The sequence below is a fragment of the Alphaproteobacteria bacterium genome, assembly GCA_030740435.1.
Classification (GTDB): domain Bacteria; phylum Pseudomonadota; class Alphaproteobacteria; order UBA2966; family UBA2966.
Map to the genome: position 1 here is coordinate 1 of JASLXG010000015.1, position 24,472 is coordinate 24,472.

The 24,472-nt window shown below is 68.7% G+C and carries 20 protein-coding genes and 1 pseudogene; 14 read left to right on the plus strand and 7 right to left on the minus strand.

All coding sequences use genetic code 11. The features are described 5' to 3' along the window. The first annotated feature begins 184 nt into the window (after positions 1-184). Positions 185-517, plus strand: a complete 333-nt coding sequence (locus QGG75_01735) for a PIN domain-containing protein (protein MDP6065967.1) — start codon at positions 185-187, stop codon at positions 515-517. Positions 518-691: 174 nt separating this feature from the next. Next, positions 692-1,708 carry a TAXI family TRAP transporter solute-binding subunit gene (locus tag QGG75_01740; GenBank protein ID MDP6065968.1) on the plus strand — a complete coding sequence of 339 codons (1,017 nt, stop codon included), beginning with the start codon at positions 692-694 and terminating at the stop codon, positions 1,706-1,708. Between the two features lie 79 nt (positions 1,709-1,787). On the opposite strand, the gene QGG75_01745 is transcribed toward QGG75_01740, so the two are convergent. Then, positions 1,788-2,411 carry a glutathione S-transferase family protein gene (locus QGG75_01745; GenBank protein MDP6065969.1) on the minus strand — a complete coding sequence of 208 codons (624 nt, stop codon included), beginning with the start codon at positions 2,409-2,411 and terminating at the stop codon, positions 1,788-1,790. 92 nt (positions 2,412-2,503) lie between these two features. On the opposite strand from QGG75_01745, the gene QGG75_01750 reads away from it, so the two are divergent. Then, positions 2,504-3,886 (plus strand): leucyl aminopeptidase family protein, encoded by a 1,383-nt coding sequence (locus tag QGG75_01750; GenBank protein ID MDP6065970.1) that lies wholly within the window; start codon positions 2,504-2,506, stop codon positions 3,884-3,886. Positions 3,887-3,930: 44 nt separating this feature from the next. Further along, the gene (locus tag QGG75_01755; protein ID MDP6065971.1) at positions 3,931-4,314 is read left to right on the plus strand and encodes a MarR family winged helix-turn-helix transcriptional regulator; all 384 of its coding nucleotides are present in this window, start codon (positions 3,931-3,933) and stop codon (positions 4,312-4,314) included. A 1-nt stretch (position 4,315) separates the two neighbouring features. Here QGG75_01755 and QGG75_01760 read toward each other — a convergent pair whose 3' ends face one another. After that, positions 4,316-5,344 carry an NAD(P)/FAD-dependent oxidoreductase gene (locus QGG75_01760; protein MDP6065972.1) on the minus strand — a complete coding sequence of 343 codons (1,029 nt, stop codon included), beginning with the start codon at positions 5,342-5,344 and terminating at the stop codon, positions 4,316-4,318. Between the two features lie 50 nt (positions 5,345-5,394). Here QGG75_01760 and tsaE point away from each other — a divergent pair, with 50 nt between their 5' ends. From tsaE to trxA, 5 genes and pseudogenes are all read left to right on the plus strand, one after another. Beyond that, the gene (gene tsaE / locus QGG75_01765) at positions 5,395-6,846 is read left to right on the plus strand and encodes a tRNA (adenosine(37)-N6)-threonylcarbamoyltransferase complex ATPase subunit type 1 TsaE (GenBank protein MDP6065973.1); all 1,452 of its coding nucleotides are present in this window, start codon (positions 5,395-5,397) and stop codon (positions 6,844-6,846) included. Continuing rightward, complete coding sequence (locus QGG75_01770) at positions 6,843-7,559, plus strand: nucleotidyltransferase family protein (GenBank protein ID MDP6065974.1); 717 nt, start codon at positions 6,843-6,845, stop codon at positions 7,557-7,559. The genes tsaE and QGG75_01770 overlap by 4 nt, the downstream gene beginning before the upstream one ends. 13 nt (positions 7,560-7,572) lie before the next feature. Continuing rightward, positions 7,573-10,491 (plus strand): annotated as a pseudogene (gene addB / locus QGG75_01775) (double-strand break repair protein AddB). Between the two features lie 63 nt (positions 10,492-10,554). Further along, the gene (gene addA, locus QGG75_01780) at positions 10,555-14,013 is read left to right on the plus strand and encodes a double-strand break repair helicase AddA (GenBank protein MDP6065975.1); all 3,459 of its coding nucleotides are present in this window, start codon (positions 10,555-10,557) and stop codon (positions 14,011-14,013) included. Between the two features lie 104 nt (positions 14,014-14,117). Continuing rightward, entirely contained in the window at positions 14,118-14,438 is a 321-nt protein-coding gene (trxA, locus tag QGG75_01785) for a thioredoxin TrxA (GenBank protein ID MDP6065976.1), read from the plus strand. 102 nt (positions 14,439-14,540) lie between these two features. Here trxA and QGG75_01790 read toward each other — a convergent pair whose 3' ends face one another. Together QGG75_01790 and QGG75_01795 are read right to left on the minus strand one after the other, a co-directional pair. Continuing rightward, entirely contained in the window at positions 14,541-17,102 is a 2,562-nt protein-coding gene (locus tag QGG75_01790) for an FtsX-like permease family protein (protein ID MDP6065977.1), read from the minus strand. Then, complete coding sequence (locus QGG75_01795; GenBank protein MDP6065978.1) at positions 17,099-17,779, minus strand: ABC transporter ATP-binding protein; 681 nt, start codon at positions 17,777-17,779, stop codon at positions 17,099-17,101. Before QGG75_01795 ends, QGG75_01790 begins: the two co-directional genes overlap by 4 nt. Between QGG75_01795 and QGG75_01800 the strand changes: the two genes are divergently transcribed. The 3 genes from QGG75_01800 (at position 17,778) to QGG75_01810 (ending at position 20,297) form a co-directional block, all read left to right on the plus strand. Next, positions 17,778-18,425 (plus strand): arylesterase, encoded by a 648-nt coding sequence (locus QGG75_01800; protein ID MDP6065979.1) that lies wholly within the window; start codon positions 17,778-17,780, stop codon positions 18,423-18,425. The two genes, QGG75_01795 and QGG75_01800, sit on opposite strands and share 2 nt — an antisense overlap. 7 nt (positions 18,426-18,432) lie before the next feature. Further along, the gene (gene thpR / locus QGG75_01805) at positions 18,433-18,978 is read left to right on the plus strand and encodes an RNA 2',3'-cyclic phosphodiesterase (GenBank protein ID MDP6065980.1); all 546 of its coding nucleotides are present in this window, start codon (positions 18,433-18,435) and stop codon (positions 18,976-18,978) included. A gap of 137 nt (positions 18,979-19,115) precedes the next feature. Further along, positions 19,116-20,297 (plus strand): pentapeptide repeat-containing protein, encoded by a 1,182-nt coding sequence (locus QGG75_01810; protein ID MDP6065981.1) that lies wholly within the window; start codon positions 19,116-19,118, stop codon positions 20,295-20,297. Between the two features lie 20 nt (positions 20,298-20,317). On the opposite strand, the gene QGG75_01815 is transcribed toward QGG75_01810, so the two are convergent. The 3 genes from QGG75_01815 to QGG75_01825 all read right to left on the minus strand — a co-directional run bounded on the left by QGG75_01815 (position 20,318) and on the right by QGG75_01825 (position 22,472). Continuing rightward, on the minus strand, positions 20,318-20,893 hold the full coding sequence (locus tag QGG75_01815; protein MDP6065982.1) for a hypothetical protein: 576 nt from the start codon (positions 20,891-20,893) through the stop codon (positions 20,318-20,320). Between the two features lie 248 nt (positions 20,894-21,141). Further along, positions 21,142-21,981, minus strand: a complete 840-nt coding sequence (locus QGG75_01820) for a fructosamine kinase family protein (GenBank protein MDP6065983.1) — start codon at positions 21,979-21,981, stop codon at positions 21,142-21,144. Continuing rightward, on the minus strand, positions 21,981-22,472 hold the full coding sequence (locus QGG75_01825) for a low molecular weight protein-tyrosine-phosphatase (GenBank protein MDP6065984.1): 492 nt from the start codon (positions 22,470-22,472) through the stop codon (positions 21,981-21,983). Before QGG75_01825 ends, QGG75_01820 begins: the two co-directional genes overlap by 1 nt. Positions 22,473-22,538: 66 nt before the next feature. Between QGG75_01825 and QGG75_01830 the strand changes: the two genes are divergently transcribed. Further along, on the plus strand, positions 22,539-23,258 hold the full coding sequence (locus QGG75_01830; protein MDP6065985.1) for an NAD-dependent deacylase: 720 nt from the start codon (positions 22,539-22,541) through the stop codon (positions 23,256-23,258). Further along, positions 23,255-24,292 (plus strand): GntG family PLP-dependent aldolase, encoded by a 1,038-nt coding sequence (locus tag QGG75_01835; protein ID MDP6065986.1) that lies wholly within the window; start codon positions 23,255-23,257, stop codon positions 24,290-24,292. Before QGG75_01830 ends, QGG75_01835 begins: the two co-directional genes overlap by 4 nt. The last annotated feature ends 180 nt before the right edge of the window (positions 24,293-24,472 follow it).

The following is a 24,472-nucleotide window of genomic DNA, read 5'->3' on the forward strand; positions in this document are numbered from 1 at the left end:
GGGTGTGCCATGCCAACCACTCCATCAACTCCTCAACATATTGATTCTTATAGCATAATCTCCATCTCAGGGCATCGATTAACGAGTTCATCTGGGAAATGGGGGTTATGCCGCCGATTCGGCTGCAGGCACCAGACATGACGTCGCTTGCGATCTGGTCGCGCGGGCCGTTTATGTCGACAGCATGCTGGTCCTGCAATGCCTGGCTGAATTTTTTTTCGTGGCAACGCGCAAGGCCAAAACAGAGCCCGAGATCGCCAAGGAATTTGTCGCCAAGTGGCGCGAGGTATTCGCCGTTCGCTGTGCCGGCGAAGAGACCGTCATGCGGGCCATTGATGCGGTGCCTCGGCATGATCTCGCCTTTTGGGACGCCATGATGTGGGCAGTGGCGCGCCAGGCCCGGTGCGATTTTCTGATCAGCGAGGATTTCCAGGACGGCCGGCAAATCGAAGGTGTCACGTTCGTAAAGCCGTTCATCGCCGCCAATGCCACGATCCTCGAGCCGGCGCTAGTGTGATGATTCTGAAGTTCGGCGCATTTCATGCGCCGAAATTCGGGATCTGAATCACACTAGAATCAAATGTTTAGTGGCCTGCTTATCCCAGAAATTCATACTATGAATTTCTCGGGCAGGGCACTGGGGCCCAAAAACCCTTGAGCCTGGCGCTGAGCGGCGTATAACCCGGCCATGATGGAAAAACGGCGGTGGCGCCGGGGCTTGGCGCTTTTGCTCATGCTCGGGTTCTGGCTGGCCGTGGCACCTCCGGCGGCGGCCCAGGAGATGCGTTTTTTCCGCATCGGCACCGGCCACGTCGGCGGCGCTTTTTTCCCCATCGGCGGGCTCTTGGGCCGGGTCATCTCCAGCCCACCCGATTCGGGGCCCTGCGAGGAGGGCGGCAACTGCGGCGTACCCGGCTTGATCGGCGTCACCCAGTCGACCTCCGGATCGGTGGCCAACCTGGCCGCCATCGGCGGCGGCCGCCTGGCCTCGGGGCTGGTCCAGGCCGACATCGCGCACTGGGCCTACTTTGGCACCCAGTTCTACGAGGGCCGGGGCCGCGCCAGCAGCCTCAGGGTGATCGCCAACCTGTTTCGCGTCAGCGTCCACCTGGTGGCCCGCCGGGGCGCCGGCATCCGGCGCCTCGCCGACCTCGTGGGCAAGCGCGTGTCGCTGGATACGGCGGGTTCGGGCACCCAGGCCGACGCCCTGATCATCCTGGCCGCCCACCAGATCGACTGGCGCGCCCTCGACGTCCTCTACCTGGCGCCGGAAATGGCCGCGGAGAGGTTGCTGGAAGGCCGGCTCGACGCCTTTTTCTTCATCGGCGGCTATCCCGCCTCGGCCATCAGCGACCTGGCCAGCCGCGGCAGCATCGATCTGGTGGCGCTGGCCGGCACCGACGCCGCCGCTACCATCCAGCACAACGCCTTCTTCGTCGACGACGTCATCCCGGCCGGCACCTACGAAGGCATCGGCGAGACCGCGACGCTGGGGCTGGGGGCGCAGTGGCTGGTCGGGGCCGGCGTCGACGAGGAATTGGTGTTCAAGGTGACGCAGGCGCTGTGGCACCCCAACAACCGCCGCCACCTCGACAGCGGCCACGTCAAGGGCCGGCAAATCCGTCTGGAAACGGCGCTCAGCGGCATCACCCTGCCGCTGCACCCGGGCGCCGAACGCTACTACCGCAACGTCGGCATCAGGCGCTAGCCCCCTTAACCTTCGCCAGCCACCCGCCTTAACAAACCTAATTAAGGGGACGCGGACGCTTTTTTCGGACGCTTTTTTCCTATTCGCAGAGGGCTTCCCAGGCCTGCATGGCGGGGTGCCGCCAGACGGTTTCGGCATACTCCGCCGGCGGACCTTCAAGGGGGACTTCGTAGCTGCGAAAGCGCGACACCACCGGCGCAAACATGGCGTCGGCAATGCCGAAGCGGCCGAAAAGGTAGGGGCCCTCGCTGTTGTCCTGGTGTTCGCGGCAGTCCCGCCAGATGACCACGATGCGGGCGATGTCGGCGGCCACCTCGGGGCTGTCCTGGTATTTCAGCCCGCGGCCCTGGAAATCCATGGGCAGCGCCTCGCGCAGCGCCGCGAAGCCGGCATGCATCTCGCTGGCCACGGCCCGGGCTCGGGCCCGGGCGGCGGCCCCGGCCGGCCACCAGCGGCGCCGGGGGTGGGCCTCGGCCAGGTATTCGCAGATGGCCAGCGATTCCCAGATCAGGTCTGCGCCGGTCTTGAGCACCGGCACACGGCCGGCCGGCGAATGCTCGAGAATCCGCTGGCGCCGGTCGGGCCGCTCGAGATCGATCACGGTCTGCCCGAACGGCACCCCGGCATCGTGCATCAGCAGCCAGGGCCGCATAGACCAGGACGACAAATTAGGCGTACCGATGACGATGTGGGGCTCGGGCATGGCTGGCTCCTTCACAGGCTTGCAATCCGTGGCCGGCCGTGCCTTGTTCGACCGCCGCCACAAGCCTAGCACCGCCCGGGAGAGCCGTCTTGCTGACCGACCACCTACTCGATGAGGCCGACCAAACCATCGCCATCACGGTGGTCGACGTCGAGGGCTTCGCCGGCTGGCTCGAGGCCCGGCCGGAGCTCGAGGGCTGGTTCGAAAGCCACCGCTTCGAGGCCCGGGCCGGCCGCCATCTGGTGCTGCCTAGCGCCGAGGGACCTGCCGCCGAGCGGCCGGGCGGCGTCGTGCTGGTGCGCGGCCGGACGGCCACGCTGTGGGATTTCGCCGGCCTGCCCCAGGCCTTGCCGGCCGGCACCTACCGCCTGGAAAACCCGCACGACTTCGCGACGGCGGCGGCGCTGGGCTGGGCCTTGGGCTGCTATGCGTTTGCGCGCTACCGGCCGGCCAAGCGCCGGCCCGCCGACCTAGTTTGGCCCGAGGGCGCCGACCGGGCCGCCGTGCAAAGCGCCGCGGCGGCCACGGAAATAGTGCGCGATCTGGTCAACACGCCGGCCGCCGACCTGGGCCCGGCCGAACTGGAGGCCCTGGTGGGCGAGATGGCCGGGCGCCACGGCGCCACTTTCCGGACCACCATCGGGTCTGAGCTGCTCGACGCCGGTTTCCCCATGATCCACGCCGTGGGCCGGGCCAGCGACCGGGCGCCCCGGCTGCTCGATCTCTGCTGGGGCAACGAAGCGGCGCCGCGCGTCACCCTGGTGGGCAAGGGCGTCTGTTTCGATTCCGGCGGCCTCGACCTCAAGCCGGCCGAGGCCATGGCGCTGATGAAGAAAGACATGGGCGGGGCCGCCGTCATGCTTGGGCTGGCCGGCATGATCATGGAGGCCGGGCTTGATCTCCGCTTGCGTCTGCTGATCCCGGCCGTCGACAATTCCGTCTCGGCCCAAAGCCTGCGCCCCGGCGACGTGCTGCAAAGCCGCAAAGGCCTCAGCGTCGAGATCGGCAACACCGACGCCGAGGGCCGCCTGGTACTGGCCGACGCCATCACCGAGGCCGACGCCGAGGCGCCCGAGCTGCTGCTCGATGCCGCCACCCTGACCGGCGCCGCCCGCACGGCATTGGGCCCCGAGATCGCCGCGCTTTATTGCGACGACGACGAATTGGCCGCCGATCTGGCGCGCCAGGCCGAGGCCCAAGCCGATCCCCTGTGGCGGCTGCCGCTATGGGCGCCCTACGGCCGCCTCATCGAGAGCCGCATCGCCGACCTCAACAACGCCGGCGAAGAGCGCATGGCGGGATCGATCACGGCGGCGCTCTTCCTCAAGCGCTTCGTCAGCCAGGCCCGGGCCTGGGCGCATCTGGATCTCTACGCCTGGAACAAGCGGGCCCGCCCGGGCCGGCCGGTGGGCGGCGAGGCCCAGACCATGCGGACGCTGTTTGCCGTGATCGCCCAGCGCTATTCGTTGGCTTAGGGACACCCGAGGCGCTATATTCGATACGAAGTCGTAACGAAACCTTGGGGAAATCGACGGAAGCCGTGGCCATCCTCGATGCACAACAGGCGCTCAAGCTCTGGCACAGCCCGTTGCTGGCCGGCGTGCAGAGCGACCAGCCCGACCTCTCGGTCCGTCAGATGGCGGTCTTATTGTCCGTCTATCTCGAGCCGCCACCCCACTCGGTGCGCCACTTGGCGGCCTCGCTGGCGATCTCCAAGCCGGCCGTGACGCGGGCGTTGGACCGCCTGGAGAGCCATGAGTTCGTGCGCCGGGCGACCGACGATCGCGACCGGCGCAGCATCATCGTGTTGCGCACCATCAAGGGTTCGGTCTACCTACGCGAGCTGGCCGACCACATCGTGCGGGCCTTCGACGAGATCGCCGGCGGGGGCAGCGAGGAATAGCTCAGCCGCCGGGCCGGCCTTTGGTGGTGGAATATTCGAAATGCAGTGCCTGGTCGGGGTGGACCAGCGGGTAGATGGCGTGGGCCGCCGTGGCCGCCTCGGCAAAGCCCGTCAGGATAAGCTTGAGCTTGCCCGGGTAGGCGGCCACGTCGCCGATGGCGAAGATACCTGGCCGGCTGCTCTGGCAGCTTGCCGGGTCGACGGTGATCTGGCCCTTGGCCAGCTCCAGCCCCCAGCCGGCGATCGGGCCCAGCGAGGTGGCCAGGCCGTAGAAGGGCAGCAGCACGTCAGCCTCAAGCAACCTTTCCTCGCCGTCCAGCGTCGCCACGCGCACGCCGCAAAGCTTGCCCTCGCCCTCCAGGCCGGCCAATTGATAGGGCACCACCAGCTCGATCTCGCCGGCCTGGGCCAATTGCTCGAGCCGGCGGGCACTTTCCGGGGCGGCGCGGAACTTGGGCCGGCGGTGCACCAGCGCCACGCTGGCCGCCAGCGGCGCCAGCGAAAGCGCCCAGTCGACGGCCGAATCGCCGCCGCCCGCGATGACCACGTGCTTCCCGCGAAAATCCTCGCGCCGGGTCACCAGGTAGTGCACGCCACCGCCGTTCTCGTAGTCCTCGATCCCCTCCAAGGGCGGCCGGTTGGGCCCGAAGGCGCCGGCCCCGGCGGCGATGATGACGGCCCGGGCGGTGAAGTTCTGGTCGCCGGCCGTGAGTTCGAAGCCGCCCTCGATTTCCGCCAAGCCCTCGACGGTGCGGCCGAGATGGAAGACGGGATCGAAGGGCGCGATCTGAACCCCAAGCTTGTCGATGAGCTCGAGCGCGGCGATCTCGGGATAGCCCGGAATGTCGTAGATGGGCTTTTCCGGATAGAGCGCCGAACACTGGCCGCCGACCTCGGCCAGGGCATCGAAGACCTGGCAGCGCATCTCCAGCAAGCCGGCCTGGAAGACGGCAAACAGGCCGGCCGGGCCGGCACCGACGATGGCAATATCCGTGGCGAAGTCGCCGCCCAATTCCGGGTTCTGGTTCATGGCCGCCACTTTAGCATGGCTCCGGCGGCGGGCGCGGGCTACAAACCGGCATGGCCGAAATCAGCCGCTTCGCGCTACCCGATCAAGCCGCCGGCGAGCACCTGGCGGAGCGCCTGGCGGCGCTGGTGCGGCCGGGCGACGTGATCGGCCTGGCCGGCCAGTTGGGGGCCGGCAAGACAACGCTGGCCCGGGCCTTCATCCGGGCCCGGGCCCGCACAGCGGGCCTTGAGTTGGGCGAGGTACCGAGCCCCACCTTCAGCCTGGTGCAGATTTATGAGCTGCCCGATCTGGACGTCTGGCACGTCGACCTCTACCGCCTCGAGGGGCCCGACGAGGTCCATGAACTCGGCCTCGAGGATGCCGCCGACGATGTCACCCTGATCGAGTGGCCCGAGCGTTTGGGCGCCGGCCCGGCCGACATGCTGGTGCTGCGGCTGGAGCCCGGCGCCGGCGAGAACGAACGCACGGCGTCCTTCGAGGGCAACGGCGACTGGGCCCAACGCCTGGCCGGGCTGGGACGCGCCCAGGCGGCCGGGGAATTTCTCGAATCCGCCGGCTGGGGCCAGGCCCGGCGCTCGCCGCTGGCCGGCGACGCCTCGTTCCGGCATTACGAACGCCTGCACCTGGGAGAAGACCGGGCCGTGCTGATGGATGCGCCGCCGCCCCAGGAAGACGTCCGCCCCTTCGTCGCCATCGCCCGCCACCTGGGCGGCCTGGGTTTTTCGGCACCGGCCGTCGAGGCCGTCGATGCCGACCGGGGCTTCGTGCTGCTGGAGGATCTGGGGGATGATCTTTTCACCCGCCTGCTGGCGAAAGGAGCCGACGAGGAAGAACTATACAGGGCCGCCGTCGACCTGCTGGTCGAGCTGCAGCGCCAGCCCCTGCCCCAGGTGCCGCCCTACGACGACGCGGCGCTGTGGCAAGAGGCGGGGCTGTTTCTCGAATGGTACCTGCCGGCTGTCGAGGCAAAGCCGTCACCCGCCGCGGTCCGCGAGTACGAGGCGCTGTGGCGCGAACTTTTCGCCCTCGCCCACATCGGCGAACCCGTGCTGGTGCTGCGCGACTACCACGCCGACAATTTGCTCTGGCTGTCCGAACGCACAGGGCGTAACGGCCTGGCTCGGGTCGGGCTGCTCGACTTCCAGGACGCCCTGGCCGGCTCGCCGGCCTATGACCTGGTGTCGCTGCTCGAAGACGCCCGGCGCGACGTGCCGGAAGCGTTGGCCGAGGCCATGATTAGGCGCTATCTGGCCGCCACGGGATTCGAGCCCGAGGCCTTCCGCGCCGCCTATGCCGTGCTCGGGGCCCATCGCAACGCCAGAATCATCGGCGTCTTCACCCGGCTTTACGTGCGCGACGGCAAGGCCGCCTACCTCGACCTCATCCCCCGCGTCTGGGGGCTTTTGCAGCGCGACCTGGAACACCCGGCGCTCTCGGCCTTGAAGGCCTGGTTCGCGAGCCACCTGCCGGCCCTGGATGGGCAGGCGCCGGCGGCACCATGAAAAATCCCCCCGCGAGCGCCATGGTGCTGGCGGCCGGCCTGGGCACGCGCCTGCGGCCGCTGACCGACGACCGGCCCAAGGCCCTGATCGAGGTCGCCGGGCGCAGCCTCATCGACCGGGCGCTGGACCGCCTGGCGGCGGCCGGCGTGGGCCGGGCCGTGGTCAACCTGCACCACCAGGCCGAGATGCTGCAAAGCCACCTGGCGGGGCGGCGCGATATCGACATCGTCTGCTCCGACGAAAGCGGCGAATTGCGCGACACCGGCGGCGGCGTGGCCCAGGCGCTGGCGCTGCTCGGGCCGGACCCCTTTCTGGTGGTCAACGCCGATGCGCTGTGGCTCGACGGCACGCGCGACACCTTGCAGCGCCTGGCCGAGGCCTGGGACGGCCGGCGCATGGAGGCGCTGATGCTGATGCAGTCGACGGTGCGGGCCGTCGGCTACGAGGGCCAGGGCGATTACCACATGGCGCCGACCGGGCGTTTGCGCCGGCGCAGCCACGGCGAGGTGGTGCCGTTCCTCTTCGCCGGGGTGCAGATCCTCAGCCCGAAATTGTTCCATGACGCGCCCGCGGGGGCCTTTTCGCTCAACCGGCTTTACGACCTGGCGGAAGGGCGGCGCCGCCTCTTTGGCTGCCGCCACCTGGGCGTCTGGATGCACGTCGGCACGCCGGCCGGCCTGGCCGAGGCCGAAGCCGCCCTGGCAGCGCTCTGAGGCCGGGCAGCAAATGCCTGCCAAGGTCGCCAACATCGCCGCCGGACTGCCCTTCGTCGATGTGCTGGCGGCCGGCGTGCTGGCCCGCTTTGGTTCGTCTCTCGATCTCGCCCAGGTAACCATCCTGTTGCCCACGCGCCGGGCCTGTCGCAGTTTGGCCGAGGCATTCCTGCGCCAAAGTGCCGGACAGGCTTTGTTGCTGCCGGTCATCCAGCCCATCGGCGAGGTCGATGCCGAGGAATTGCTGCTGGAAAGCGAGGAGCTCTGGTACCAGGCGGCGGCCGGCGAGCGCCCGATCTCGGGGCTCAGGCGCCAGTTGTTGCTGAGCCGGCTGATCATGGCCCGCGATCCCGGCAAGCTCGATGCCGCCCAGGCCGCCGGTTTGGCCCATGAGCTGGCCAGCCTGATCGACCAGATGCAGACCGAAAGGCTCGAATTCGCGGCGCTCGGCGACATCGTACCGGCCGAGCTGGCCGAGCACTGGCAACTGACGCTCGATTTCCTGGCCATCGTCACCGAGACCTGGCCCGGCGTGCTGGCGGACGAACAGGCCAGCGACCCGGCGGCCTACCGCAACCGGCTGATTGAGGCCCGCACCCGGGCCTGGCGGGACAATCCGCCGGAGGCCCCGGTAATCGCCGCCGGATCGACCGGCAGCATTCCCGCCAGCGCCGATCTCTTGCACTGCGTCGCCCGCCTGCCGGCCGGCACCGTGGTGCTGCCGGGCCTCGACCAAGGGCTCGACGAGGCGGCCTGGCAGACGCTTGATGACGACCCCGGCCACCCCCAGTTCGGCCTCAAGCGACTGCTCGCGCATCTGGGCGTCGAGCGCACCGACGTGGTGCCCTGGACCGAGCATCAGCCGGCCACCCCGGCTGAGCGCCTGCGGCTCATCTCCGAGGCCCTCAAGCCGGCCCCGGCGACAGCCGGCTGGCCGCGGGTGGCGGCGCCGGACGAAGGCGCGCTGGCGGGCTTCGAACGCCTGGACTGCCCGGCGCCCTTGGAAGAAGCCCGCACCATCGCAATCCTGCTGCGCCAGGCCCTGGAGCAGCCCGGCCAGACCGCCGCCCTGGTGACGCCGGACCGCGGCCTGGCCCGGCGGGTGGCGGCCGAGCTCGGACGCTGGGAGCTGGAGGTCGATGATTCGGCCGGCCTGCCGCTGGCCGCCACGCCGCCCGGCGTCTTCTTGCGTCTGGCGGCGGCGCTGCTGGCCGAGCAGGCGGCACCGTTGTCCCTGCTGGCGGCGCTCAAGCATCCGCTGGCCGCCGGCGGCCTCGAGCGCGGCGAATTCCTGCGCCGGCTGCGCCGCCTCGAGCGCCTGGTGCTGCGCGGCCCCCGGCCGGCCGCCGGTTTTGCCGGCCTGCGTGCCGCCTTGGCGGACCAGGATGCCGAGCTGGATGCCTGGCTCGCCCAGCTCGAAGCCCTGGTGGCGCCCCAGACGGCACTGCTGGCCACTGAAGCCAGGCTGGGCGAGTTGCTGGCCGGCCACGTCGCCATCGCCGAGGCCCTGGCGGCCACGGCCGAGGATCCCGGTGCCCAACGCCTGTGGGCCGGCGAGGCCGGCGAGGCGGCGGCGCGATTTGTCGCCGAACTGGCCCAAGCGGCCGAGACCTTGCCGGCCATCGCGGGAGAGACCTACGCGGCGCTATTCGACACCTTGTTGGCCGGCCAGGCGGTGCGGCCGCGCCATGGCCGCCATCCCCGGCTTTTCATCTGGGGGCTTTTGGAGGCGCGGCTGCAAAGCGCCGACCTGATCGTGTTGGGCGGCCTCAACGAAGGCACCTGGCCACCGGCGCCGCGACCCGACCCCTGGCTCAGCCGGCCCATGCGGGCAAGCCTCGGTCTGCCCGCGCCGGAACGCCGCATCGGCCTGACGGCGCACGACTTCGTGCAGGCGGCGTCCGCTCCCCGCGTGGTACTGACGCGGGCCGACAAGGTCGATGGCACGCCCACCGTGCCCTCGCGCTGGCTGTTGCGCATCCAAGCCTTCCTGGCCGGCCGCAACGTGCCCTGGGCCGATCCGGCGGCGCTGCCTTGGCTCTATTGGCAGGACCAGCTCGACGGGCCGAGCCACGTCTCCAAGCCGGCCGCTCCGCCGGCCCCCCGGCCGCCACTGGCGGCCCGGCCGCGGGCGCTGGCGGTAACCGATATCGAGACCTGGATCCGCGACCCCTACGCGCTTTATGCCAAGCGGCTGCTTGGCCTCAAGCCGCTGCTGCCCATCGATGCCGACCCCGGGGCGGCCGAGCGTGGTGTCATGATCCACCAGGCCCTTGACCACTTCCTCGAACGCCACCCCGCCGGCCTTCCCGAAAACGCCCTCGACGAGCTGCTCGAATGCGGCCGCCAGGCCTTTGGCGAGGCCCTGGCCCGGCCTGGCGTGCTGGCCTTCTGGTGGCCCCGCTTCGAGCGCATCGCGGCCTGGCTGGTGGCCCAACTCGAGGACCTGGCGAGGGCCGGACGGCAGCCGGCGGCGCGCGAGGTGAGCGGCGAATTCCGGCTGCCCGACCACGACTTCAACATCCGCGCCAAGGCCGACCGCATCGACCGCCTGGACGACGGCAGCCTGGCCATCGTCGACTACAAAACCGGCGCCCTGCCCAAGGCGCGTGATATCAAGTCCGGCACCACCCCCCAGCTCGCCCTGGAGGCGCTGATCGCCGCGGCCGGCGGTTTCGCCGGGCTCGAGCCGGCCGAGGTCACGCTGCTTTCGCACTGGCGCCTCTCGGGCGGCGACCCGGCCGGCGAAGTCAGCGACGTCAAGGGCGACACGGCCGAGCTGTTGGCCACCACCCGCCAGGGCATCGAACGCCTGGTGGCAGCCTACGACGACGACGCCACGCCCTATCGGGCCAAGCCGCGGCCGGCGCTGGCGCCGCGTTGGGCCGATTACGACCACCTGGCGAGGGTGCGCGAATGGTCGGGCGGCGATAGCGCCGGCCCGGCGACCCTGGCCACCCCGACCACCCCGGCCACTCCAGCCACTCCAGCCCCTGTGGCAACGCCCGCGCAACCGGCCTCTGCCAACTCGGGCGGTGGCGGCGGCGGCGCCACGCCGGACCAGCGCCAGGCGGCCCAGCCCGAGACCTCGGTCTGGGTCTCGGCCTCGGCCGGCACCGGCAAGACCCGGGTGCTGACCGACCGTGTGCTGCACCTGATGCTGGCCGGCACCCGGCCCGAGAATATTCTTTGCTTGACCTTCACCAAGGCGGCCGCGGCCGAAATGGCGAACCGGCTCAACCAACGTCTCGGGCGCTGGGCCATGCTGGGCGACGAGGCCCTGTCGGCAGAGCTCGCGAGCCTCGGCGGGCAAGCCCCCGATGACGACCAGCTGGCTACTGCGCGGCGGCTTTTTGCCAACGTCCTCGACGCCCGCGGCGGCCTCAAGATCCAGACCATTCATGCCTTTTGCGAGTCCCTTCTCGGCCGTTTCCCGCTCGAGGCCGAGCTCATGCCCCACTTCCAAGCCATGGATGAGCGCAGCGCCGCCGAGCATCTGGGGGCGGCCCGCGACGCCGTCCTGGCGGCTGCCGCCGGTGGCCCGCTCGAGGCCGAACTGGCCCAGGTCACGGGCCAGGTGGGCGAGGACGACTTCGCCGGCCTGTTGCACGAGTTGGCCTCCAACCGCGGGCGCTGGGGCCGCATGATGGCAACCTCGGGCGGCCCCGACGGCGTCGTGACCCGGGTCCGCCAGGCGCTCGAACTCGAACCCGGAGACAGCGTCGAAAGCTTGCGTTTGGCGGCCTGCGAGGATGGCGAAATCGCCGGCGCCGACCTCAGGCGCGTGGCCACGGCCCAGCTTGGCGCCAGCGCCAGCGCCAGCGATCAGGCCCGTGGCGCGGCCATCGAAGCCTGGCTGGCCGCCGACGCCGCGGGCCGGGCGGCAGGCTTTGACGACTACCTCGGCACGTTCTTCACCAAGGCCGGCGAACCGCGCAAAACGCTGATCAACAAAGCCGCGCTAGAGCGCGAGCCCGAAGGGGCCGACGTGTTGGGGCGGGAGGTGGCCCGCCTGGCCGCTGTGATCGAGCGCTGCCACGCCGCCCACGTGGCGGCCTCGACGGCGGCGCTGCTGGCCTTGGGCGAGGCCTTGCTGGCGGCTTACGAGGCCGCCAAGCGGCGCCATGGGCTGTTGGATTACGACGACCTTATCCTGGCCACCCGCGACATGCTGCAACGCCCCGGCAGCGCCCAATGGGTGCTCTACAAACTCGATTCTGGCCTCGATCACATCCTTATCGACGAGGCCCAAGACACAAATCCCGAACAATGGCAGGTGGTAGCGGCACTGGCCGAGGAGTTCTTCACCGGCCTAGGCGCCCGAGAGCGGGTTCGCACCGTCTTCGCAGTGGGCGACGCCAAGCAGTCGATCTACAGCTTCCAACGCGCCGACCCCGAAGGTTTCGTGACCTGGCGCGACCACTTCGCCGGCCTTGCCGAGAACGCCGGTGGGCTCTGGGATCGGGTCGATCTGGAAAAGTCGTTCCGCTCCAACCAGGCCGTGTTGGCCGCCGTGGACGCCGTCTTCGCCCAGCCCGAGGCGCAGGACGGGCTGTTGTTCGGCGAGCAGGGAATCCGGCATGAAACCGACCGCCTCGACCAGGCAGGACTGGTCGAGGTCTGGCCCCTCGAGTTGCCGGTAAAGGAAGGGCCCGAAGATCCCTGGATGCCGGCCGTTGATCAACAGGCCCGGCCCAGCCCCGAGGTGCGCCTGGCCGGACGCATCGCCGACCGCCTGGCCGGCTGGCTGGCTGCCGGCGAGCAACTACCATCGCGCGGCCGGGCGCTACGCCCGGGCGACGTGATGATCCTGGTGCAGCGTCGCAACCTCTTCTTCGAGGAGATGGTGCGGGCGCTGAAGCAGCGCGGCGTGCCGGTGGCCGGCGCCGACCGCATGGTGCTGAGCGATCAGCTGGCGGTCATGGACCTGGTGGCGCTGGGCCGGTTCGTGCTGCTGCCCGACGACGATCTCAGCCTGGCCGAGGTGCTCAAGAGCCCGCTGGTGGGCCTCGACGACGAGGCTCTTTTCGCCCTGGCCTGGCAACGCCCGGGCTCGCTCTGGCAGGCCCTGGCTACGAGGCGCGGCGAGCAGCCGGCCTGGCGGGAAGCCTGGCAATTCCTCTCCGGCCTGCTGGCCGCTGCCGATTATGTGCCGCCCTATGAATTCTACGCCGCGCTTTTGGGTCCGGGCGGTGCCCGCCAGCGCCTCAAGGCCCGGCTGGGCAGCGAGGTCAACGACCCGATCGACGAATTCCTGGCGCTGGCGCTCGATTTCGAGCGCCTCCATGCGCCGGCGCTGGAGGCCTTCTTGCACTGGCTGACGGCCGGCGAAGCCCAGGTCAAGCGCGACCTGGAGCTGGGCCGCGACGAGGTCCGGGTGCTCACCGTGCACGGCGCCAAGGGCCTGCAGGCGCCCGTGGTCTTCCTGCCCGACAGCTGCCGGGTGCCCAGCCAAGACGACCGTTTGCTCTGGCTCGAGGATGATGAGCCGGGGGCGGGGGTCGGAGCGAGAGAGATCCTGCTCTGGCCGGTGCGCCGCAAGTACGAGGTGGGTGCCGCCGATAAGGCCCGCCAAGCCGCCCGCCAAAGCCGCTTGCGCGAGTACCGGCGGCTCTTGTACGTCGCCATGACGCGGGCCGAGGATCGGCTCTACGTGGCCGGCTGGGAGACCAGCCAGGGCCGCGGCGAGGGTTGCTGGTACGACCTGGTTTGGCAGGGGCTGGAGGGCAAGGCGGAACGCCACGGCAGCGAGTGGGGCGAAATGCTGAGGCTGGAGGGGGCGCAGGGGCCCGACCCGGACCGCCTGGAAAAGCTTGAACCGCTGGGCCCCTCTGGCCGCTCGCTGCCGGACTGGGCGACCAGGCCACCGGCCGCCGAGCCCCGGCCGCCGGCACCGCTGGCACCTTCACGGCCAGACCCCGAGCCAACCGTGCGGGCACCGCTGGAAGCCGACGATGGCGGGCGCTTTCGCCGCGGCAATCTGGTGCATCGCTTGCTGCAAAGCCTGCCCGAGGTGGCGCCCGCGGAACGCCGGCCGGCGGCCGCCCGGCTGCTCGAGGTCCTGGCGCCCGAACTGGCGGCCGAGGCCCGCGCCGCCATCGCCGAGGAAACCATCACGGTGCTCGAGGAGCCTGGATTTGCGGCCCTTTTCGGGCCGGGATCAAGGGCCGAGGTGGCCGTGACGGCGCGGCTCGGCGACCAGATCCTGGCGGGCCAGGTGGATCGCCTGTGCGTGGCCGAAAACGAGGTGCTGCTGGTCGATTACAAGACCAACCGGCCGCCGCCCCGGAGCGTCGCCGCGGTGGCACCGGCCTATCTGCGGCAATTGGCCGCCTATCGGGCGGCCCTTGAAATAATTTATCCAGACAGAACAATCCGTTGCGCGCTTCTCTGGACGGACGGGCCGAGACTGATGGAAATCAATCCCGATATTCTCGCGCACTGGATGCCTTGACGCGCCCCAAAGGCGACGCTTAGATGATTTCGACCGGTCGGGCTCGGTGACACAACGAGCCATAATAATCGCTCCTGCGGGAAAACAGGTTACGGGAGCCCACGATGAGCATTACCCACGTCAGCGACGACTCTTTCGAGAGCGACGTGCTGAAATCTCCGCAGCCGGTGTTGGTCGACTACTGGGCGGAATGGTGCGGCCCCTGCAAGCAGATCGCACCTGCGCTGGAAGAGATTGCCGACGAGATGGACCAGAGCGTCACCGTCGCCAAGCTCAACATCGACGACAATCCCGTGACGCCGACCAAGTTCGGCGTGCGCGGCATCCCGACGCTGATGCTGTTCAAGGACGGCCAGGTCGCAGCCACCAAGGTCGGCGCCCTGCCCAAAGGCAAACTGGTCGAGTGGATCGAATCCGTCCTCTAACCCGCACGCCCCCATGGCGGGCTTTTTGATTTTTTTCGTTTGAGCGCCCTTTTCTTTCTCCCTCCCCCTTGATGGGGGAGGGCAAGGGAGGGGGTGTTTTTCTTAGAGCTCCCTGAGCACCGGTGCCGGTCTCTGGCCCAGCGTGCGCCAGGTGCCGATGAGGCCGAAGGCCACCGTCACGGCCAGGCCGCCGGCCGCTGTCAGGACCACCGCCAACGGCGTGAACACCCATTCGCCGGCCATCACCATGGTGACCATCGACCAGGCGGCGACCGAGCCGATGAGCGCCGCCACCAGGGCCGTGACCAGGCCCAGGATGGCGAATTCCAGAACCTGGGCGCTGAGCACGTCGCGCCGCGTCGCCCCCAGCACCTTGAGGATGACGGCCTCGTGCAGGCGGCGGCGCTGGCCCACGGCGACGGCTCCGGCCAGCACCAATAGGCCGGCCGCCAGCGTGACCACGGCCATCACCCGGGTGGCCGCGACGATGCGCTCGAATAGCTGCGTCACGGTCTTCAGCACGTTGCGCACGCGTACCGCCGAGATGTTGGGAAAGCGCTGGGTGATGGATTTGTAGAGCGCTTCCTCGCGGGCCGGCAGGGCGCTGGCCGAGGCGACGTGGACCTGGGGCGCGCCCTCCAGCGTGCCCGGCGCGAAGATGACGACGAAGTCGAGGCGCATGCGCGACCAGTCGATGGTGCGCAAGTTGGCGATTTCGGCGGTGATGCGGCGGCCCAGCACGTTGAAGCTGAGCCTCTCGCCGACGCCGACGCCGATGCCCTCGGCAATGCGGGCGCCCAGCGAGATCAGCGGCGGTCCGGCATAGTCCTCGGGCCACCATTTGCCCGCCGTCAGCTCGGTGTCGGCCGGCATCTTGGCGAGATAGGTAAAGCCGCGCTCGCCCTGGGTGAACCATTCGGCCTGGGGATCGATCTTGGCCTCGGCCACCGCCACTCCGCCGATCCCGGCCAGCCGGCCGCGCAAGGTGGGCAGGCGCTGCAAAAGTTCGGCCCCTGGGAGCTCGGCGATGGCAGCCTCCAAGGGCGCCACCTGGTCGGGCTGGATGTCGATGAAAAAGAAGGCCGGGGCGCGTTCGGGAATGCGCTCGGCCACCTGGCGCGCCAGATTGCCCTCGACCAGCGCCACGGCGATCAGCACGGTCAGGCCGGCGCCCAGCGAGACCACGATTCTGGGCGTTGGCGCGCCGGGCCGGGTGAGGTTGGCGAGCGCCAGCCTGAGCGCCGGCCGCGAGGGCCGCGGCAAGCGCCTCAGCGTCGCCACCAAGAGCCGCGCCAGCAGCCAAAAGGCGGCCAGCGCCAGCACCGTGCCGGCGATGAAGGCGCGGCTGAAAATGACGTGTTGGCCGTTCAGCAGCGCCAGCGTGATCAGGGTCGCCACGGCCAGCGCCAGGGCCAACAGGTCGCGCCGGCGCGGCAGCCGGCCGAGCGGTGTCACCAGGCTGCGAAAAAGGCTGGCCGCCGGCACCTCGCGGGCCTTGGATAGGGGCCACAGCGCAAAGGCCAGCGCCGTCAGCACACCGAAGCTGGCGGCCAGGGCCAGCGGCCCGGCATAGAACGTGAGCCGCGCCGGCACCGGCAGGGACTCCCCCAGCGCCGCCACCACGCCATAGGGCACCAGTGCGCCCAGCAGCACCCCGGCCAGCACGCCCAACAGCGCCAGCGCGCCGACTTCGAGCAGGAAAATACGGAAGATCAGACCCGAGCCGGCGCCCAGGCATTTCAGCGTGGCGATGGTTTCGCTCTTGCCGGCGAGATAACTTTGCACCGTGTTGCCCACCCCGATGCCGCCGATGTTCAGGGCCGTCAGCCCGACCAGCGAAAGAAAAATACCCAAGCGGTCGACGAAACGGCGCACCGAAGGCTGGGCGTCGCCAAACAGATAGACCCGCCAGGCAGCTTCGGGAAAAGCCCGGCCGAGGCCTTTCCGCCAGGCCTTCAAGTCGGTCTCGGGCGCCAGCCGCAAGCGGTACATGTAGCGCACCAGGCTGCCCGGCTTGACCAGGCCGCTTTGGTCGAGGGCCTGGTTCGAGAGCATCAGCCTGGGCCCCAGCGCGAAGCTGCCGGCCACCCGGTCCGGCTCGCGCACGATGGTGGCGTTGAGGCGCAGCCGCCTCGCGCCCAGATGCACGACATCGCCAAGCTTCGCCCCCAGGCGGCGCAACAGCGTCACCTCGACCGCCGCGCCAGGCACGCCGTCGCGTTGGGCCAGGGCTTCGGCCAACGACTGCGCCGGCTCGAGCTGCAACTGGCCGTAGAGCGGATATCCGGCCGCTCCGGGGCTCACGGCCTTCACCTCCACCAGGGTGCGCCGGCCGCTGCCTGCGGCCCCCGGGGCGGTCGTGCCGAGCATGGCGCGCATGTGGCGGACCTGGGTGAGTTGGCGGCTGTGCACGGCCAGGTATCGGTGCTGCGCCGCCGAGATGTCGCGGCTGGAAATCCTGACCTCGGCATCTCCGCCCAAGAGCGTGCGGGCGTTATCCTTGAGGCCGGAGATCAAGGCCGTCGACAGCGAGCCAACGCCGGCGATGGTGGCGACGCCCAGCGTCAGGCAGGCCAGGAAAATGCGAAAGCCCTTGAGCCCGGCCCTGAGCTCGCGCCAGGCGAAGCGCCAGGCCAGCGGCCAGGTGACGAAAGGATCGCTCATGAATCCAACAGACGGCCGTCGTTCATCTGCACGATGCGCCCACAGCGCGCCGCCACGGCATCGTCGTGGGTGATCAGCAGCAGCGTGCTGCCGTCGCGTTCCTGGATATCGAACATCAATTCGACGATGGCGGCACCGGTTTCGCTGTCCAGGTTTCCCGTGGGCTCGTCGGCCAGCACCAGTTCGGGGCCGCCGGCGAAGGCCCGGGCCAGGGCCACGCGCTGCTGTTCGCCGCCGGATAGCTGGGAAGGGTAGTGGCCCAGGCGGGATTCGAGACCGACGCGTCCGAGCATGGCGCCGGCCTCCGTGAAGGCCTCGGGCCGGCCGGCCAGTTCCAAGGGAATGGCAACGTTCTCGATGGCCGTCATGGTGGGGATGAGGTGGAAGGACTGAAAGACGATGCCCACGTGTTCGCGGCGGAAAAGCGCCAACTCGTCTTCCGAAAGCGCGGCCAGCCGCCGGCCGGCGACGCTGACGCTGCCCGAGGTCGGGCGCTCCAGCCCGGCGATCACCGACATCAGCGTCGACTTGCCCGAGCCCGAAGGCCCGACCACCCCCAAGGTCTCGCCGGGGGCCACGGCGAGGTCGACGCCGCGCAGGATATTGACGGCACCGGCGGCGCTCGCCAGAGTAAGCGCCACGTCCTCGAGGCTGAGAATTGCCCCGTCACTTTCCATGACCTCTCCCCGATGCCCCAAAGCTGTGCTGGCGCCCCTGGCCGGCTGCGTTTTCGTTATCTGGGTGACTTTGGCAGGAATTGCAAGCGCCGAAACTCTGGTGCTGGCCTTGGGCGACAGCCTGACGGCAGGCTACGGTCTTGCCGCCGACCAGGCCTTTCCGGCCAAGCTGCAGGCGGCACTGAGGAATCGCGGCCTCGCCGTGCGAGTAATCAACGCCGGCGTCTCGGGCGACACCTCGGCCGGCGGCCGGGCGCGGCTCAATTGGTCGCTGGCCGACAAGCCGGCCGCCGCCATCATCGAGCTCGGCGCCAACGATGCCATGCGGGGGCTCGATCCGGACGCCACTCGCGGCAATCTCGACGCCATCATCGCTGAGCTCAAGAAACGCGGCATCGCCGTCTTGCTGGCCGGCATGCTGGCACCGCCCAACCTGGGCCCGGAATACGAGGCCCGCTTCAACGCCATCTATCCCGACCTGGAGGCCAAGCACGGGGTCCTGTTCTATCCCTTCTTTCTCGACGGCGTGGCGGCGGTCCCGGAGCTCAACCAGACCGACGGCATCCACCCCACGGCGGCCGGCGTCGACATCATCGTCGAAGGCCTGCTGCCGCTGGCCCGCGAATTGCTCGAGGCGGCCCGGTGATCCGGCCATGATTCGCCTCTTCGTGGCCATCGATTTCCCCACCAAAGTGCGCCGCCGCCTGGCCGACATGGCCGGCGGCATCCCCGGCGCGCGTTGGACGGATGAGGCGCAAATGCATCTGACGCTGCGCTTCATCGGCGAGGTCGAGGAGCCGCTGCTGCCCGATATCGCCGAGGCGCTGCGCCTGGTGCGGCTGCCGGCCTTCGAACTCGGCCTCGAGGGAATTGGCAGCTTCGGCAAGCTGCGCCAGGCCCGGGTGTTGTGGGCCGGGGTCAAGCCCAGCGATGGGCTTGCCCAGCTTCAGGGTAAAATCGAAACCGTGCTGCATGACCTGATCGAGCCCGAGAGCCGCAAGTTCCACCCCCACGTCACCATCGCGCGCCTGAAAAAACCCCCGCCCGACCGCCTCGGCACTTTCCTCGCCGCCCACGACGCCTTCGCCAGCGAGCCTTTTGAGGTGGGCGAATTTCACCTCTATTCCAGCTTCCTCGGCCAGGGTGGCGCCATCCACACGATCGAAGCGACTTTTCCCTTGGAGCGATCAGGGAAATAGCCAGTCAACCCGCTGGTGTGACCGCCGTCACTTCCCATCGGTTGGACAGCGCCTAATTTGTCAGGCAGTGTGTGGGCGTTCTGCTCGTCCGGGAAGGGGGAATCTGGTATGGCGATCGCGACCCGCGGGGCGCGCGCGTGACCCCCGAGGAACTGGTCACTATCATCAAGCGGCATGACCGCTTCGTGCGTGGGCTGGTCGGTGGTGAACGCGCCGAGCTCAAGGGAGCCCGGCTGTCTGGATTGCGGCTCAGCAACCTCAATTTCCAGCAGGCCATCTTGAGCCGCATCGACTTCTCGGACGCCTCCCTGGACGGCAGCGATTTCAGTTTCGCCGACCTCTTCTCCGCCAACCTGCGCGGCGCCGCCCTGAACGGCGTCAAGTTCGACCGGGCCGACCTCAGAGGCGCCCGGCTGCAGAACGCCGGCTTGAAAGGGGCCAGCTTCAGCGAGGCCAATCTGCGTCCCGGCATGGCCGTGGGGTCGGCCGTGGAGACGCCGGCGGATCTCTCGGAGGCGCGTCTCGAGGGCGCCAGTTTCGAGGGTGCCCGGCTGGCCCGCGCCCGCTTCGCCCATACTTCGATGAAGGACGCCGTGTTGCGCCGGGCGACGATGAATGGTGCCATCTTTCACGGCGCCGACCTGAGAGGCGCCGACCTGGTCGCCGCCCTGGGCGAAAAGGCGGATTTTTCGGCGGTCGATTTCAGCGGCGCCCGGCTCGACAATGCGCTGTTGCGCAGCGCCAACCTGCGCGGCGCCATCCTCTACAAGACCTCGTTCGAAGGCACCGACCTGATGGATGCCCGGGTCAGCCTGGGCAGCCGGGACTTGCCCATCGATCTGCAAAAGACGCTCCGCGACCACGCGTTGTGGGTGGACAGCAACGGCCGTCGGGGGACGCGGGCCACTCTGGTGGCGGCCGATCTCTCAGGCGTCGATCTCAGCTCCGCCTACCTCTCCGGTGCCGACCTCAGCAACGCCCGGCTCTCCTCGGCCAAGCTCTCGCACGGGCTTTTCGTACTGACCGACTTGAGCGGTGCCGACCTCTCACGCGCCGATCTGCGCCACGCCGACTTTGCCGGTGCCAACCTCAGCCGGACCGATTTGCGCTTGGCCGACTTGCGCCACGCCAGTTTCAAAGCGATCGAGCTGAAAAACCAGCGGGGCCACGCCACCGGCAATCTCTGGCCCACCAAGCTGATCGGCACCAACCTCGGCGGCGCCAAACTCTCCCACGTCGACCTGCGCCAGGCCGACCTGACCGACGCCGACCTGAGCGACGCCACCCTCGATCCGATCAACCAGCGTAAATCGCATTAGGACCCAGCAAAAAAACTGGCCTATTTCCAGCTGACCTCGGTGCCGACGATGACCTCGAAGCGCATGGGCTGGATACTCTCCGGGAACTTGATGTAGAGCTCGGTCTCGAAGATGCCCCTCGGCTTCGGGCCGTTGCGGCCATGGGAGATTCGAGTGGCCAAGTGGCTGCCGTCCGGGCTCGGCGTCAGAAAGCGCAGAACCTCGAAGAAGTCGTCGCCGTCCTCCGGCAGGATCAGCATGAAGGCAAAAAAGCGGTTGGCCCGGATGGGTTCGGTGAAGGCGTTGTAGAAGAAGACCTGATAGCCGCATTCCTCGCTGTAGACGACCTCCAGATGGTGCAGTTGGTTGGGCACCATGATCAGCTCGCCACCCCTTTGCCCCTTGTGCAACTGGTGGGCTCCCTCCATCTCCTTCATGGTCTTGATGCTCTTGTAGTGCTTGCCCGAGGCCACCCGGGTGGCACCCAGCGAGCGGCCTCCCGTTTCCGTCGCCTCCCTCGGAAGCGGGCCTTTGTAGAGGGCGCCGCCGGGCTTGCTCTCGGCGGCATCGCCAAGCCGTACCGGCGAGGTGCAGGCGACCTTCCGGGCAGGTTGCATGCCATCCTTGTGATCGTGTTGCGCGCCGCTCATGTGGCCGCCGGATCCCATACTCTTCTGGCCTGCGTCGGCCCGCGCGGCATGGTGGACCGAGACAACGCTACCGGCCAAGACCAGGGCAAAACCCATTCGTGCTATGTGCTTGAACATCCTGTCTCCGCCTTCGATCCGAGATGCGAACCGTGATCCTCGGCTGTCATGTTAGCCTATGGTCCCAGCCCCCCCACTCAAACATCAATTGTAAGCGCTTACACCCCAAAGCGCTTCAGCGTTCGCTCCACCGAACCCACGTAGCCGCCGCCGAAGAGGCGGACGTGGACCAGCAGGGGGTAGAGGTTGTAGAGGTCGCGGCGCTCCTCGAAGAAGCCCGGCGCCAGGGGGCGGAGCTCATTGTAGTGGCTGAAGAAGGCTTTTCCGAAGGTATTGAACAGCGTCGAGAAGGCGAGCTCGATTTCCGCATCGGCGTAATAGATGGCCGGGTCGATGAAGCCCGAAATGCGGCCCGAGGCCGCCAGCACGTTGCCGCCCCAGAGGTCGCCGTGGATGAGGGCGGGGCGGGGCTCGGTGAGCCAGCGCTCGAGTTGGCCGGCGAGTGTCTCCAGGCGGGCGAAGACGGAACCGGGCAGGCGGCCGGCGTCCAGCGCCTGGCAGCCCATGTAGAGCAGGCGCTGGTCGCGGAAGAACGGAATCCATTTTTCCGCAGGCGGATTCGGTTGGTGCAGGCCGCCGATCAGGGTATCGCGTTCGAGGCCGAAGCTGTCCGCCGTGTTTTCGTGTAGCGCGGCGATCAGCTCGGCGGCGTGGGCTTCGGCCCGGGCATCGAGGGCGCCGCCGCCCTCGATGTAGGTCATGATCAGTATGTCATCGGCGGCATGCACGACCTCGGGCACCGGCAAGTCAGCGCCGGCCAGGACCTCCAGCATCCAGCCTTCAAGGTCGAGTTGGCTGCCGGCTTGGCCGAGCTTGACCACCAGGTCGCCGTCCGCCATCTCGGCCCGAAAGACGTCGCCGACGCAGCCGCCGGAGAGCGGCCGCAGGGCCCGGGGTGCCTGGCCCAGAGCCGCTTCGACCCGGGCTGCGGCGGGCATCAAGCCCCCTCGAAATGGCGTTTGCGGATGTGGGCGAGCAGGCCTCGTGAGGCGTCTTCCAAGAGATCGAGCACGATCTCGAATCCATCGTCACCGCCGTAGTAGGGGTCCGGCACATCGCCTTCGGAACTTTCGGCGAAATCGAGCATGAGGTGGACCCGCTCTCGTTCCCCGGCCGGGCACATGCGTTCGAGCTCGTCCAGGTGCCCGCGGTCCATGGCGACGATGTAGTCGAAGTCGCGGAAATCCCTTTTGGCCACCCGCCGCGCGCGCTGGCCGGCGATATCGATGCCGCGCTGGCGGGCCGCCACTTGCGAACGCGGATCGGGCGGTTCGCCGACGTGCCAGCGGATGAGGCCGGCTGATGAGGCGGCGACACGGTTGCCCAAGTCCTCGGTTTCCACGGCCTTCAGAAACACGCCCTCGGCCGAGGGCGAGCGGCAGATGTTGCCCGTGCAAACGAACAGGACGTTGATCGCTGGGTTCGCCATGCTTGCCTTGCCTCGGGCCGGCGGGTAAACCGGGCCACGTATTACCCTGAGCGAAAGGTTGTGCCCGTGGCCGAACAGGAATTCAAGCAAATCGTGATCTTGACCGGGGCCGGCATATCGGCCGAATCGGGGCTGGGTACGTTTCGTGACGTCGACGGCCTGTGGACCAAGGTCAATCTCGAAGACGTGGCCACGCCCGAGGCGCTGGCGCGCAACCCGGACTTCGTCCACGAATTCTACAATGCGCGGCGCAAGGACTTGCTGACGGCCGAGCCCAACGACGGCCACAGGGCGCTGGCGCGCCTCGAACAAGAATCATCCGGCCGGGTTTTAGTGGTGACGCAGAACGTCGATGTCTTGCACGAAAAGGCGGGCAGCGAAAACGTCATCCACATGCATGGCGAGATGCTGAAAACGCGTTGCGACGAATGCCAGAACGTCTACGACTGGCCCGGCGATCTCACGTCGACCACGCCCTGTCCGGAATGCGCCCACGAGGGCGCCATGCGCCCCCACGTCGTGCTGTTCGGCGAGATGCCCTTCGAGATGGGGGCGATCTACAGCGCCCTGGCGCTCTGCGACCTGTTCATTTCCATCGGCACCTCGGGCAACGTCTATCCCGCCGCCGGCTTCGTCGAAGAGGTGCGCCGGGGTGGCCGGGCCCACACGGTGGAACTCAATCTGGAGCCCTCGGAGGGCGCGACGTTGTTCGCCGAATGCATCAACGGCCCGGCCACCGAGGTGGTGCCGGCCTACGTCGAAGGTTTGCTGGGAGGGCCAACATGATCGACCTGCGCAGCGACACCATCAGTCGGCCGACGGCGGCCATGCGCATCGCCATGGCCGAGGCCGAGGTGGGCGACGACGTCTACCGCGACGACCCCACCGTCAAGGCGCTGGAGGCCCGGGTGGCCGGGATCCTGGGCACCGAGGACGCGGTCTACGTGCCCACCGGCACCATGAGCAACCAGATCGCGCTGCGCGCCCACACCGAACCCGGCGATGCCGTGCTTTGCGAAGCCGGCGCCCATGTCTATTCCATCGAGGGCGCCTCGACGGCGGCGCTTTCGGGCATCACGGTCAGGCACCTGCAAGGCGAGCGGGGAATTTTCACGGCCGGCCAAGTGGCGGCGGCGGTCCATCCCCGCCATTCGTTCATGCCCGTCTCGGTGCCGCCGCCGGTCAAGCTCCTGTGCCTGGAGAATACCCACAATCTGGCCGGCGGCACGGTCTGGCCGCTGGCGGCGGTGGCCGAAGTGGCCGGGGCGGCACGCGAGCGCGGCTTGGCGCTGCACCTCGATGGCGCCCGGCTGTGGCACGCCGCCATCGCCACGGGAGTTCCTGAGTCCGACTATGCCGCCCACTTCGACACCATCTCGGTCTGTTTCTCCAAGGGGCTGGGGGCGCCCGTGGGCTCGGCGCTGGCCGGAACGGCCGACTTCGTGGCCCGGGCGCGGCGCTTCAAGCAGATGTTCGGCGGCGGCTTTCGCCAGGCCGGCGTCATCGCCGCCGGGGCGCTCTATGCGCTGGAGAACCACCGGGAACGCCTGGCCGAGGACCACGCCAAGGCCCGCAGCTTCGCCGAGGGCATCGCCAACACGGCCGGCATCGAGGTCGATCTCGAGTGCGTCGAGACCAACATCGTGCGCTTCCGGGTGACGGCGCTCTCGGCCGCCGAATTCGCCGAGCGCTGCTTTGCTGCCGGCGTCCACATGGTGCCCGGCGGTGCCGACCAGGTGCGGGCCGTGATGCACCTCGATATCAGCGAACCAGACGTGGAAACGGCGCTCGACGTGGTCCGGGGTGCGGTAAGCGGCTAGGTTTTTTTTGGCTAGAGCGTCGAGCGCTCAATAGGAATCGCAAAGGGGATTCCCAAAAGGTTTGAAATGTGATTCACCATACGTGGAGGTGGATCATGGGTAAGAGCTATTCGATGGATCTGCGGGAGCGGGTTGTTTGCTTTGTTGGTTCGGGTCACTCGCGGCGCCAGGCGGCATTGC

Bases quoted from the DNA above. Each gene is read 5' to 3' on its own strand.
- tsaE (MDP6065973.1), top strand. From the start codon at position 5,395: ATGGCCGAAATCAGCCGCTTCGCGCTACCCGATCAAGCCGCCGGCGAG.
- QGG75_01735 (MDP6065967.1), top strand. From the start codon at position 185: ATGCTGGTCCTGCAATGCCTGGCTGAATTTTTTTTCGTGGCAACGCGC.
- QGG75_01820 (MDP6065983.1), bottom strand. From the start codon at position 21,981: ATGCCCGCCGCAGCCCGGGTCGAAGCGGCTCTGGGCCAGGCACCCCGG.
- QGG75_01790 (MDP6065977.1), bottom strand. From the start codon at position 17,102: ATGAGCGATCCTTTCGTCACCTGGCCGCTGGCCTGGCGCTTCGCCTGG.
- QGG75_01815 (MDP6065982.1), bottom strand. From the start codon at position 20,893: ATGCAACCTGCCCGGAAGGTCGCCTGCACCTCGCCGGTACGGCTTGGC.
- trxA (MDP6065976.1), top strand. From the start codon at position 14,118: ATGAGCATTACCCACGTCAGCGACGACTCTTTCGAGAGCGACGTGCTG.
- QGG75_01740 (MDP6065968.1), top strand. From the start codon at position 692: ATGGAAAAACGGCGGTGGCGCCGGGGCTTGGCGCTTTTGCTCATGCTC.
- QGG75_01795 (MDP6065978.1), bottom strand. From the start codon at position 17,779: ATGGAAAGTGACGGGGCAATTCTCAGCCTCGAGGACGTGGCGCTTACT.
- QGG75_01800 (MDP6065979.1), top strand. From the start codon at position 17,778: ATGACCTCTCCCCGATGCCCCAAAGCTGTGCTGGCGCCCCTGGCCGGC.
- QGG75_01760 (MDP6065972.1), bottom strand. From the start codon at position 5,344: ATGAACCAGAACCCGGAATTGGGCGGCGACTTCGCCACGGATATTGCC.
- QGG75_01770 (MDP6065974.1), top strand. From the start codon at position 6,843: ATGAAAAATCCCCCCGCGAGCGCCATGGTGCTGGCGGCCGGCCTGGGC.
- QGG75_01745 (MDP6065969.1), bottom strand. From the start codon at position 2,411: ATGCCCGAGCCCCACATCGTCATCGGTACGCCTAATTTGTCGTCCTGG.
- QGG75_01825 (MDP6065984.1), bottom strand. From the start codon at position 22,472: ATGGCGAACCCAGCGATCAACGTCCTGTTCGTTTGCACGGGCAACATC.
- thpR (MDP6065980.1), top strand. From the start codon at position 18,433: ATGATTCGCCTCTTCGTGGCCATCGATTTCCCCACCAAAGTGCGCCGC.
- QGG75_01835 (MDP6065986.1), top strand. From the start codon at position 23,255: ATGATCGACCTGCGCAGCGACACCATCAGTCGGCCGACGGCGGCCATG.